The 12,200-nt window shown below is 52.7% G+C and carries 12 protein-coding genes and 1 tRNA gene; 2 read left to right on the top strand and 11 right to left on the bottom strand.

Annotated elements, in window-relative coordinates; all coding sequences use genetic code 11:
* Positions 1 to 9: 9 nt before the first annotated feature.
* The 4 genes from idi to ISF27_RS02030 form a co-directional block, all read right to left on the bottom strand.
* Positions 10 to 552, bottom strand: coding sequence for an isopentenyl-diphosphate Delta-isomerase (gene idi / locus ISF27_RS02045; RefSeq protein ID WP_194608630.1), 543 nt, complete (start codon positions 550 to 552; stop codon positions 10 to 12).
* Positions 553 to 556: 4 nt separating this feature from the next.
* Entirely contained in the window at positions 557 to 1,159 is a 603-nt protein-coding gene (locus ISF27_RS02040; RefSeq protein ID WP_194608628.1) for an ECF transporter S component, read from the bottom strand.
* Between the two features lie 202 nt (positions 1,160 to 1,361).
* The gene (locus ISF27_RS02035) at positions 1,362 to 2,150 is read right to left on the bottom strand and encodes a patatin-like phospholipase family protein (RefSeq protein WP_194608626.1); all 789 of its coding nucleotides are present in this window, start codon (positions 2,148 to 2,150) and stop codon (positions 1,362 to 1,364) included.
* A gap of 269 nt (positions 2,151 to 2,419) precedes the next feature.
* On the bottom strand, positions 2,420 to 3,232 hold the full coding sequence (locus ISF27_RS02030; protein WP_194608624.1) for a hypothetical protein: 813 nt from the start codon (positions 3,230 to 3,232) through the stop codon (positions 2,420 to 2,422).
* A 173-nt stretch (positions 3,233 to 3,405) separates the two neighbouring features.
* Here ISF27_RS02030 and ISF27_RS02025 point away from each other — a divergent pair, with 173 nt between their 5' ends.
* Entirely contained in the window at positions 3,406 to 4,458 is a 1,053-nt protein-coding gene (locus ISF27_RS02025; RefSeq protein WP_194609583.1) for an IS30 family transposase, read from the top strand.
* Positions 4,459 to 4,476: 18 nt separating this feature from the next.
* Here the strand turns inward: ISF27_RS02025 and ISF27_RS13585 are convergent, their stop codons facing one another.
* Positions 4,477 to 4,608, bottom strand: a complete 132-nt coding sequence (locus ISF27_RS13585; RefSeq protein WP_194608622.1) for a zinc ribbon domain-containing protein — start codon at positions 4,606 to 4,608, stop codon at positions 4,477 to 4,479.
* Between the two features lie 289 nt (positions 4,609 to 4,897).
* Between ISF27_RS13585 and ISF27_RS02015 the strand changes: the two genes are divergently transcribed.
* On the top strand, positions 4,898 to 6,043 hold the full coding sequence (locus ISF27_RS02015; RefSeq protein WP_194608620.1) for a tyrosine-type recombinase/integrase: 1,146 nt from the start codon (positions 4,898 to 4,900) through the stop codon (positions 6,041 to 6,043).
* A 91-nt stretch (positions 6,044 to 6,134) separates the two neighbouring features.
* On the opposite strand, the gene ISF27_RS02010 is transcribed toward ISF27_RS02015, so the two are convergent.
* The 6 genes from ISF27_RS02010 to deoD all read right to left on the bottom strand — a co-directional run bounded on the left by ISF27_RS02010 (position 6,135) and on the right by deoD (position 12,198).
* A tRNA-Gly gene (locus tag ISF27_RS02010) sits at positions 6,135 to 6,205 on the bottom strand.
* A gap of 218 nt (positions 6,206 to 6,423) precedes the next feature.
* Complete coding sequence (locus ISF27_RS02005) at positions 6,424 to 6,882, bottom strand: CBS domain-containing protein (RefSeq protein WP_194608618.1); 459 nt, start codon at positions 6,880 to 6,882, stop codon at positions 6,424 to 6,426.
* A gap of 29 nt (positions 6,883 to 6,911) precedes the next feature.
* Complete coding sequence (locus ISF27_RS02000) at positions 6,912 to 7,583, bottom strand: LbetaH domain-containing protein (RefSeq protein WP_194608617.1); 672 nt, start codon at positions 7,581 to 7,583, stop codon at positions 6,912 to 6,914.
* A 6-nt stretch (positions 7,584 to 7,589) separates the two neighbouring features.
* Positions 7,590 to 9,875 carry a DNA topoisomerase gene (locus ISF27_RS01995; protein ID WP_194608615.1) on the bottom strand — a complete coding sequence of 762 codons (2,286 nt, stop codon included), beginning with the start codon at positions 9,873 to 9,875 and terminating at the stop codon, positions 7,590 to 7,592.
* Between the two features lie 293 nt (positions 9,876 to 10,168).
* On the bottom strand, positions 10,169 to 11,260 hold the full coding sequence (gene asd / locus ISF27_RS01990; RefSeq protein ID WP_194608613.1) for an aspartate-semialdehyde dehydrogenase: 1,092 nt from the start codon (positions 11,258 to 11,260) through the stop codon (positions 10,169 to 10,171).
* 200 nt (positions 11,261 to 11,460) lie between these two features.
* A complete protein-coding gene (gene deoD / locus ISF27_RS01985) occupies positions 11,461 to 12,198 on the bottom strand; it encodes a purine-nucleoside phosphorylase (RefSeq protein ID WP_194608611.1) in 738 nt (245 codons plus the stop codon).
* Positions 12,199 to 12,200 lie beyond the last annotated feature (2 nt).

Genomic DNA, 12,200 nt, shown 5'->3' with positions numbered 1-12,200 from the left:
CCCATGATTTCACCCGTCCTGCCCGCCGCGGAGCATCGCCATGACGCGCGGCGCCGCGGTCAGAAACCATGCCGCGAACCGATAGGGATGCTCCAGGAGCGCCCGTTCCAGAGCCGAGAAGGAAATCCAGGTAAGCTCCCCGATTTCCTCCGGGGCCGGGTGGAACACCGTGTCCCGTCCAAGCCTTGCCAGAAAAACATGGTCGTACTCATACTCCGCAAGCTCCCCGTAATCCGCATAGTAGACAAAGGAGAATATTTCCTCCGGCTCCCCCAGGGGAAATGCGGAAATCCCGAGTTCCTCCGCCGCGCGGCGGGAAACCGCCTCCGGAAGCATTTCCCCCTTTCTCGGGTGCGAACAGCAGGCGTTGCACCAGAGGCCGGCAGAATGATACTTGCCGGCTGCCCGCCGCTGGATCAGCAGGCTGCCGCTGCCGTCCGCCACAAAAAGGGAGAACGCGCGGTGCAGGCGCCTCTCCCGGTGGGCCGTAATTTTCTCGCAGGTGCCGATCTCATGGTCATAGGGATCGACGAGAATGATCTCCTCGCGCATATCCTCAGCCTCCTACTTCGTGCACGCCCTTGAGGATCGGGCTCAGGTGCTTGTAAATCAGGAAGGTAATCCCGACGTCAATCATTCCCTTCACGAAGGTAAATGGAAGGTTGAAGCAGATGAGCGACATGAGGATGCTCTTCATCCCGGGAATAATCGCCTGATATGCCGCGAGAATCGTCTCCTCCGGGAGAAAATTGTAATAGACGGGGTAAACCACGAAATAATTGATCGGCACAGACGCGATAGCCATGACCGAGGCGCCGAGGAAGGAGCCGGTGATCGCCCCCGCCTTCGTCCGGTGATATTTATACCAGAGCCCTGCCATGCCGGAGAACACCGCGCCCATGAGGAAGTTCGAGAGTTCCCCCACACCGAAGGAGCCGGTGTTCGCGATATGGAAAATGTTCTTGATCAGCTCAACCAGAATCCCGGTCATCGGCCCGAGTGCGAATGCCCCGAGAAGCGCCGGAAGATCAGAAAAATCAAATTTGATAAATGTCGGCATAAGCATCGGAACCGGAATCTCCAGCAGCATCAGAATATACGCCGCCGCGGCGAGTATGCCGGTCACCGCGATTTTGTGAATCTTTTTCATGTCAGCCATATCAGGGAGCCCTCCTGCCGTCCGCCCCGCGGGCGGTCTACACGCCAATATCTGCAGCCGAACTCGATTATATATGGTATGCACAAGGATTGCAAGTTTGCGGGGAGGGACGGCGCCAGGCGCTTACTGCTGCCAGGATACGGCCGGGATGCGCCCGGCGCAGGCAGGTACTGGAGATGCGCCCGGCGCTTTCCGTCCAGGGTCACCCGCGAAGGCGCGCAAAAAGCCGCCTTGTCTCCGCATATCCCCTCTCCTCGAGATTCCGGACATTTTCCACGGAAAAATCCAGGGTTCCGGCATGGGGCGCTTTCTCCAGCGGTGCCTCCGGACGGAGTTCAATCAGCCTGCGGCTCCCGATAAGCCGCGGATCGACCTGGTCCTCCATCGTCAGGTAGCTGACCAGCACCGGATCCGCCAATGACTTCCGGAAGACGCCGAGCGGGATCTTGTCCGCCACGGCAGTCTTTGAAGCGCCAAGCGGAAGGATTCCCCCATCCGTGTAATGCCGCCCGCGATACGGAATAGGATCCGCTATCCCCGGGATGCAGGCGCTCGCGAGGACAAGAAGCCTCTGCTCCCCCGCCGGAAGGCCATTCAGGCGGAAATATTCCGGCTGTTCCGTCTCCCGGCAGTATGCGCACACGGTGACCGGCACGGTATTCTTCTCTAAGAGGCTGTCCGGATAGAGTTCCCGCATCGTCCGGGCAACTTCATCAGCGGAGATCTCCGGCTTTCTGCCCCGATGCTGCGGATCCGGGCAGAGAAACCGCCGCATTTCCGCCATGAGCTCACGCATCGCTCCGATCCCGCAGGCTGCGTAAAGCAAGGCATTCAGGGCACCGATCGATGTCCCGGAAAGCTCAAGCTGCGCCTGATCCAATCCCATTTCTTCCAGCGCCCGAAACATCCCGATCTGGTACGCGCCCTTCGCCCCGCCGCCGGAAAGCACAATGCCGGCTCTCCTGCCCCTGAGCAGTGTTGAAACAGCCATATCCATAAACCTCCTTCAGCCCTGCTATGCCCTATCCCATAAATTCCTGTTTGGCTGCTAATTTATCATATTCAGTGGCAAACCTCAATGCAAAGGGAACTATCTCCACCACTACGGTCATGGTTGCAATTCATTTTTCATAGAAACTCCTGATCTCTTCTTCTGCACATGGCAGCGGCAGCGGAAATTGTCCGCTGCCGCCGCTATGACAGGAGTATGCTTCTAATTCATTGCAAAGAAATATCTACTGGTTATTTTTTTCGCTTTATTCACTGGATCCAGACACCATTAACATCCACACGATAGCCATCCGGTGTTGTTGTATTTCTGTACAAATGCCCCTGCATCTTTCCTGCCTCAGGTTCAAAGTAATACCACTTTCCTTCAATCAGCTGCCAACCGGTCAGCATATATCCGAAGTTTCCGTCATGCTGATTATATAGGAAATATATATTACCATCTGTATCATTCAGCCAACCGCCCTGGCAATATCCGACCGTGTCGAAATGATACCATTTATTTTTACCATTCCAGGATAGTTCTTTCCAAGTTCCCTGCGGATAGGTGCCATCTACATAGCGGAACCACCAGCCTTTGGCATCCATTTTCCAGTTGCCGCTGTTCTTTTGATTACCGGTATAATAACCCTTGGTATATTCTGCTTTCGAACTGTTGCCCCTGCGTCCGCTCCTTTCGGAATTTGCCTTACTTTCTGTATTATCTGACGGCTTATCCGCATGCAGCTTGATCGATTTTCCATCATACAATCTCATACCATCAGCAGCCTGCGACCAATGACTGAACCACTCATAGAGCATCGGCATCTCTGACGGGATGCAATTGTGATTCCTCTCTGCTGTCTGTCCGAATTTAAACAGCGGGATGCCCGCCTCATTCTTCCAGATATTGGTCTTGTAACGGCCATTCTCGCGAACTTCTGTAGGATTAGCTGAATCTGCCAGGCCATTACGGTTCAGGTAGTAGGAAACTGTCGTACTGCACTTATTGGCATTAGCACCAGTCTGTTGGAAATCCCAGCTGTCTACATCGTACTCGCCCAGAATTAGATAGTGCGGAATCAAGCATGGTATCTTATGATAAAGTAGTGCAGATGTTTAAACAGATTGATGCATTAAAGTAAACTACCGCCGATTGTAAAATGAAGTTGGACATCTGAATAAAATAAAGATCCATGGCAGGATCTTTGGTAGAATGTAAGTCACCACAACAAACTTTCTACAGGAGAATCGCCACCATGGACTACTCTCATTCTACCATATCTTCCCATATAAAAGGCAAACATCTTTCGTATGAGGAACGGGTTCTTATTCAGATTCGTCTTAAAGACCACTACTCCATCCGGGCAATTGCCCGTGAGATCGGCTGCTCACCGAACACTGTCTCGAACGAAATAGCACGTGGCTCCGTTGCCTTGTATAACGGCCATGTGACCCGTTATAAGGCGTCTGCCGGTCAGAAAGCCTATGAGGACAACCGAAAGCACAGTTGCCGGCATTATGACTTCCTGAGCAGATCAGCGTTTCTGGAGTATGTGCTGAAACACTTTACAGAAGATGGCTGGTCATTGGACGCCTGCACTGGACGCGCTGTTCTCGATGGTGAATTTACCAGAGAGCAGATCGTCTGCACAAAAACGCTTTACCGCTATGTTGATCTTGGCCTCTTTGGCATCAGGAACCATAACCTTCCTGAAAAGCTGAAGCGTAAGTCCAAGAAACATAGAGTTCGGATCAACAAGAAAAAGCTGGGTCGCAGCATTGAGGAACGTCCCAGAGAGATCGAGTCCCGTGAGGAATTCGGGCACTGGGAATGTGACCTCGTATTGGGTGCCAAAACCCGGGATGACCAGGTCCTGCTCACTCTTGCTGAACGCAAAAGCCGTGAGTTCCTGATGCTTCCTATTGCAAACAAGACATCAGCGTGTGTCATGAAGGCAATTAAACAGCTTCAGGAGACTTACAGCGAACACTTCGGTGAAGTGTTCAAAACGATTACGACCGATAACGGTTCGGAATTCGCCGACCTTTCAGAACTTGAGAAGATGGCTGATACGCTTGTCTACTATGCCCATCCCTACACATCCTGCGATAAGGGAACCGTAGAGCGGCATAACGGCCTGATCAGAAGGTTCATACCAAAGGGTAAGCGGATTGATGACTTTACCGGTCAGCAGATCTCCGATGTGGAGACCTGGTGTAACTGCCTCCCACGGAAGATCCTGGGTTACAGAACCCCGGATGAAATCTTCGAGGAGGAAATCGACCGAATCTACCAGGCTACTGCCTAGCGGAGGGTGTCCAACTTGTTATTGCAATTTACCCTTTTCTTCTTTTTGTAAGTTATCGTAATACTGTTTTACATTGTACCCGCATCCCGGACACATTTCTGCCTGATCGGAAACTTCCCGCCCACATTCCGGGCATCTAATTAGTGCCATATTTCATACTCCCCCTTTTGATAAATAGCTATGCAAATCAACTATAGACATTATAGCACTTGTATTGATATTTGGGAGATATTCTGCAAGTGAATGATAGATAAGTTCGTATAGTTGATTATAGTCAAGTTAATTATATATTTCACATCAAAAGCCATTGTGCTTTGTAAGATTACTGCATTAGCAGTAGTCTAGTTTTCTAAGGAGCAATCTTCATAGGATTGTTCCTTTTTTTTGTGTTATAATATAAATGTATTAGTGTGCCTATCGTGATATGGAAGGAGGATCAATGGAAGCTAACGATAGGCAGTATCTTGCAATGCACAAATATAAAATATGGCAGTCAGAAAACGACCATAGGTGGTGCACCTATCTCCCACCGGAAACAAAATGGCAAGAACGAAAGTGTGTTCGGCGTAAAAATAAAAACGATTTGCTACAATGTATTATCCAATATTACAGGGGAACTTGTGATGAAGATATTACATTTGAAGAAGCATTTTCAAAATGGGTTCAGCACCAATTATCCTTGGAGAGAATCTCCTATGCTACAGGAAACCGGCTATATTCCGTTTATCACAGGCATTACCAGAAATTCGGAAAACAAATCTTGCATGAAATCCAGCCGTCAGATTATGTAGAGTTCATGGAGTCAGAAGTCGCAAATAAACATCTTACGGCAAAAGGATATGCCAATTTCAAACAAGTTATTAGCGGGACATTGAAATATTCTAAGCGCAAAAAATGGATTAGTTTCCTTCCCGACGATGTATTTAGTGAACTTGATTTTTCACGTAGGGATTTTAGGAAACCAATCCATGGAAGTAAAGAAGAAGTGTTCAATGTAGAAGAAATGGACACTATCATTTCTTACTTGAAAGAACATCTGGACACCCAGAATATTGGAATTTTACTTATGTTTATTACAGGCATGAGGGTAGGCGAGCTTGCTGCTTTGAAGCATGAGGATTTCTGTGATGGCTATGTTATGATACATAGGACAGAGACAAAATATTGTTTTGATGGAAAATATCATTATGATGTCAAGGATTTTCCAAAAACTGAGGCAGGAGTAAGGGCTATTGTTATTCCAGATTCATACCAATGGCTCATTCGGAAGATCACAGAGTTAAACCCAACAGAAGAATATGTCTTTGTTAGCTCGCGTACAAAGAAACGAATGTCAACAAATTGTTTCCGTACTCGCCTGAGAAATATCTGTGATGAACTTGGGATTTACCGGAAGTCACCGCACAAGATCAGAAAAACTTATGGAACGATATTGCTAGACAACCATGTTGATAATTCTGTTGTTACATCCCTGATGGGACATACAAACATTGCCGTTACAGAAGGATATTACCACAGGGATAGGAAATCATTAGATCAAAAGCGGATGATTTTAGATCAAATTTCAGATTTTAGCAAAGGATAAGATATGCAACAAAAAGGCAACACCCCTCACAGATGCTGCCTTTTTATTAGAATGACCTAGCAAAACGAACAAGTAAGCCATGTCATTATTCAGCAGATGACGGGAATCGAACCCGCCTCCCCAGCTTGGGAAGCTGGTATTCTACCGATGAACTACATCTGCAGGAGAAATAACTAATTTCTCGACAAAAAATATTGTAGCATGAAATTCGACATTTGCCAATACCCTAAATGAAGTTCTTTTTCACAGCTGGCGGATATCGTGACGATTCAGCACCCACATCGAGCGCCTGCGGCGCTTGGCAACATGCTGGGTGGAAAAGGCAGCACTTATTGCCTAAGTCCCCTCTTCCACCCGGAAAATCCCGCCTTCGTCCACAATCAGAGTGCGGCGCGGATATCTATGCCGTCCTTCTGGCTGTTCATCCGGCTGGCTTTGTCGACCTTTTTCCGGAGATAGCCGATGACATCCTTTCTGGTGACGATGCCGATAAAGCACTTCTGGTCATCAAGGACGGGAACAAAATTTTGCTGCACAATGATATCCAGAAGATCTTCCATCCGGGCATCCACCCTCACCGGCTCATTGTCCCGGCGACGCTCAATATCCGTGATCTGCGCCTTGGTCAATTCCCCGATCATCTCCCTCGGATGATTCCTGAGCCACCAGAGGACGTCCCCCTCGGTGATTGTCCCGATATAGTGGCCGTCCGCGACACAGATAATTGGCACCGACTGGTAACGGTATTTCTTCATCGTTTCCATGGCCTCGGCAAGTGTGTCCGTGTCCTTGAGGTAAACCACGTTCTCCTTCGGTGTCAGGAAAAATAAAATATTCATGAAAATACCTCCTCTAAGGTCTTAAATTGTCAATGTTTCCGCACGATCTCCCCTTCGCGCTTGTAGATCGAATCCGCGTCAACGCACCCCCGCACAGATGACAGCGGATAAATATTCGTATTCCGTCCGACGACGACGCCGGGATTGAGCACCGTGCCGCAGCCCACCTCAACGTGATCGCCGATCAGCGCGCCGACTTTCTTTCTCCCGGTATCCACATCGCCTTCCCCGGTGTGGATCTGCACATGAAGCTTGTCCGCCTTCACATTCGAGGTGATGGAACCTGCTCCCATATGGGCGTGAAAGCCGAGAATAGAATCGCCGACATAGTTATAATGGGGGGTCTCCACCGCGTCGAAGAGAATCACGTTCTTGAGCTCTGTCGAGTTGCCGACGACAGCCCCCTCGCCGATCAGCGCACTCTGCCGGATAAATGCACATTGCCGGATCTGCGCGCCCGGCCCGACAATCACAGGGCCGTGGAGATATGCACTCGAAAAGACCTCCGCGGTCCGGTGCACCCAGATATTCTCCCCCACCTGCCTGTACTCCGCCGGATCCAGGGTCTCCCCCAATTTTACGAGGAAATCCGCGATGCCCTCGAGGGCTTCCCACGGATAGGTAAACTGCCGCAGATAGTCTGCCGCCATCGTGTGCGTCAGGTCATAGAGCTGTGTGATTTCTGTATCCTTCTTGAGCATCTTGTGCTACCTCTGTTCTGTCTGATTTGTTTTCCGGGATGCAGCCCCCGCTGTCTGGCTCTCCGCCAGATTTCTCGGCTGGGCAACTGTCCCTGCTGTCCGCCTCTTTGCCGGATTTTCCCGCGTTGAAGCAGCCCCCGCTGTCCGTCTCTTCGCCGGATTTTCCCGCGGAGCGGCTGTCCCTGTCTTCCTCCTCCCGGCGGAAGGATGGTCGTAGATTTCATTCTCCTTATAGAAGGCCGCCACCTGGTCAAACCGCTGGCGGACCGTCTGAGGCGGGACATTCGTGCCGGCGGCACCGAGTGTCCTCACGGTGACAAACTTTTCCAATTTTTCCCGGTACTCGCCCGGCGTGATCCTGCCCTCCGCGACATAGGTCAGCCCTTTCTCCCAACTCGCCGTAAGCTCGGGATTCAGCATCTGGCGCATGGACGCGCCGACCACCTCGTAAACCGCCTCCCCAAGAAAGGATGGTGTGATCACCTGGGTCTTTGTGTTCAGGTTCAGATACCGGATCGTGAACAGCTTTTTCAGAATCTCCGCGCGGGTAGCGCTGGTTCCGATGCCGCTTCCCTTAATCTGGGCGCGCAGCTCCTCATCTTCAATCAGCTGGCCGGCATTTTCCATCGCCAGGATCATCGATCCCGAGGTATACCGCTTCGGCGGGGAAGTCTCCCCCTCACGGATGGAGAGCGCGGTAAGCGGGAGGACGGATCCCTTTTTCAGCCCCGCGACCGCCCTGAGGAAAGCCGGGTCGGAAAGATCAGCTTCCTGCCCCTGCTTTTCCGGGGAATCCTCCCCGGCGCTCCGTCCATCCTCCGCTCTTCCCCTGGTTCCTGTACTCCGGGATCCCTGCGGCAGCCCCGCAACCTGGAGATACCCGGGTTCCTCGAGCACACGGAAATTGGCGAAAAAGTGCTCGCCGCGGGTGACAATCTCCAGCGCATATTTCCGGTAAACTGCCGGCGGGCAGAAAATGCTTAAAAAACGGCGGCAGATCATCTGGTAAATGCGCACCTTCTGTTCCGGAAGGCTCCGGAGCGCGCCGAGGCCGTATCCGGTGGGAATCAGCGCGTAATGATCCGTGATCGCCTTATCGTTCACATACCGGGTCTTCGCGATGTTCTTCCAGCTTCCGGACGCGAGAACCTTTCCCGCGGCATCTGCCACCGGCCCGTACCCGGCAATTCCCCGGATGTTCCGGTCGATCTCCTTTGCCACCGCCGTGGAAAGCACCCTGGCATCGGTTCTCGGATAGGTGACCAGCTTCTTCTCGTACAATTCCTGGATAACCGCCAGCGTCTGATCCGGGCTCAGGTGGAAATACTTAGAGCAGTCATTCTGAATCTCCGCGAGGTTATAGAGAAGCGGCGCATTACGGACCTCCTTCTTCTTCTCCGCGGAGAGAACCCTGCCATCCTCGCGGTCCGGCTCAGAGAGCAGGCGGATGAGTGCCTCCGCGTCCTTCCTCTCCCGGAAACCATTTTCCTTATAGAGAAGCGGGCTTTTCTCGTAGCGGGATCCCGCGGCCGCCCTCCACTCTCCCTCAAGAGGAAAGGTCTTCGCGCCCTCCCCGTCATCCAGTCGGAAAGTACCGATCACCCGATAGAATGGCGTTTTGACAAAATTTCTGATCTCGCGTTCCCGGCGGACAACCATGCCGAGGACGCAGGTCATGACACGGCCAACCGAGATAACCGTCCAGCGGCCTTTCCGGTAGTTCGTGATCGCCGGCCCGAACTTCAGGGAGAGCGCCCGGGAAAAGTTGATGCCCATCAGGTAGTCTTCCTCAGCCCGAAGATATGCCGCATCTGCCAATGCGTCGTACGCCTTCTCCTCCTTCGCCTCCCGGATGCCGCGGAGAATCTCCTCCTCCGTCTGGGAATCAATCCAGACCCGCTTCTGTGTTTTATCCGCGGGAACTCCGGCCATCTGCGCCACCAGACGGTAGATGTATTCCCCCTCCCGCCCCGAATCGGTGCAGACGTAGATGGTATCGATGTCCGGCCGGTTCAGCAGCCCCTTGACGACATTGAACTGCTTTTTTACGTCCGGAATGACTTCATATTTAAATGTTTTCGGCAGAAACGGCAGCGTGTCCAGCCGCCATTTCCGGTATTTCTCATCATAAGCCTCGGGATAACTCATGGTGACAAGATGCCCGACACACCAGGTAACCACCGCATCCGCGGACTCCAGATACCCGCTGCCCTGGCTTCCGCCGACATGGAGAACCTGGGCGAACTGTCTGGCCACGCTCGGCTTTTCCGCAATATATAACGATTTTCCCAAAACAATCCTCTTTGTCTTTTCTGCCGGAAACCGGCGGCACTTCCGTCTTCGGCAATTTTATTATAAGCCCCGCACAAAAGAGAAACAATTTCGCGCGCATGAAAAATTATTATAATTCTATGAAGTGGAGAAACAAACCATGTTCCTGATCAGCCCCCGCATCCCGCGAAGCTGCGCCTCGCCCGATGCGGGGTGTGCCCGCTGGGCCTGCGCTCGTTAAGCGCTCTGCATAAAAAAAATCAGGAGATATCGCCCGACATCTCCTGATCTCGCTCTCCGCGGATGCGGAAAGATTACTTTGCCTCGATATAGCCGAGCTTCGTCAGAAGCTCCGCGCAGAGAACCGCGCCGCCGGCGGCACCGCGCAGGGTGTTGTGGGCGAGGCCGACAAACTTCCAGTCGTAGACGGTATCCTCTCTCAGGCGGCCGATGGTAACGCCCATCCCATGCTCATAATTGACGTCGAGCGTAACCTGCGGGCGGTCCGGCTCCTCGCGGTACTGGATAAACTGCTTCGGAGCGCTCGGAAGCGCATACTCCTGCGGAAGGCCGCGGTAGCTCACGAGCTTTTCAATCAGCTGCTCCTTCGTCGGATGCTGGCGGAACTTCACGAATACCGATGCCGTGTGGCCGTCCGGAATCGGGACACGCAGGCACTGGCTGGTGATCACCGGCTCCTTGGCCTTGACGATCACGCCGTTCTCGATCTCCCCGAAAATCTTGAGAGGCTCCTGCTCACTCTTATCCTCCTCACCGGCGATATAGGGGATGATGTTGTTGACCATCTCCGGCCAGTCCTTGAAGGTTTTTCCCGCCCCGGAAATTGCCTGGTAGGTGGAGACAATACACTCGTAGGGCTCAAATTCTCTCCAGGCCGCCAGCGCCGGTGTATAGCCCTGGATGGAGCAGTTCGGCTTCACAGCGATGAACCCGCGCTTCGTGCCGAGACGCTTTTTCTGGAAGGGGATAATGTCAAAGTGGCTGGCATTGATCTCCGGGATGACCATCGGCACATCCGGGGTCCAGCGGTGCGCACTGTTGTTGGAAACCACCGGAGTCTCGGTCTTCGCGTATTCTTCCTCGATTCTGCGGATCTCGTCCTTCGTCATATCAACAGCGCTGAAGACAAAGTCAACCTTGTCGACCACATTCTCCGGCCTGCTGACATCCACGACAACCATGTTCTTCACCTTTTCCGGGATCGGAACGGACATCTTCCAGCGGTTCCCGACCGCCTGCTCGTAGGTTTTTCCCGCGGATCTCGGGCTGGCAGCCAGAACGGTGATTTCGTACCACGGATGATCGGCAAGGAGGGTAACGAAACGCTGGCCGACCATACCGGTCGCGCCAAGGACGCCAACACGAAGCTTCTTCTCAAGACTCATAGATTTTGGTCCTTTCTGCTCAGTTTACAGGAAATTGCTTTCATCTTATATGAACCAAAAGTAAAAATCAATCGAAAAAGTTCACAGCATTCCCCCGGTTTTTCCTTGTCTTCTTGGCATCCGCGACAAAATTTTCCCTGAACCCTCCTGCCGCACAAGGCAGATTCGGCATACAGAAGCCGGAAAAACGGCATGTTTTCCTACAGTTTTTCCGCAACGTCCAGGGCAACCCGGATCATATCCGTGAAAGAGGTCTCCCTCTCGGCTGCCGTCGTCGCCTCCCCTGTGACCAGGGAGTCCGAGATGGTGAGAATCGTCAGCGCGTTCGCCCTGCCGTACGCCGCGTTGCTGTACAGGGCAGCAGACTCCATCTCCACAGCGAGAACCCCCATGGAGGCCCAGTCTGTCCCTGCCGCGGGCATCGGCGGATTGTAGAACATATCCGAACTCAGGATATTCCCCACCCGGTAAGGGAGCTTCCTCGCCTCCGCCGCCTCCGCCGCCTTCCGGAGGAGTTCAAAGCTCGCAATGCAGGAATAGGAGCCCGGCAGGCGGTAGAGATCCGGATAATTGGATGTCGTGCAGGCTCCCATCCCGAAGACGAGGTCGCGGATATGGACATCCTCCGTCATTGCCCCGGCAGTGCCCACGCGGATCAGATTCTCCACGCCGTAGTAGTTGATCAGCTCATACGAATAGATTCCCATCGACGGGCATCCCATGCCTGTTCCCATGACAGAGACCGGCTTTCCCTGATAGGTTCCGGTGTACCCGAGCATATTGCGGGTCGTGTTGACCAGTTTCGCCCCGGCCAGGAAATGCTCCGCGATGTACTTTGCCCGCAGGGGATCTCCCGGAAGCAGGATCGTCTTCGCAAAATCCCCGGCTTTTGCCGAATTATGCGGTGTCGGTGTTTTCCCTGGATCATATTTTGACATGC

Source organism: Clostridium vitabionis (genome assembly GCF_015351765.1).
Taxonomy (GTDB): domain Bacteria; phylum Bacillota; class Clostridia; order Lachnospirales; family Lachnospiraceae; genus Clostridium_R; species Clostridium_R vitabionis.
This window is presented reverse-complemented; position numbering and strand designations above follow the sequence as displayed.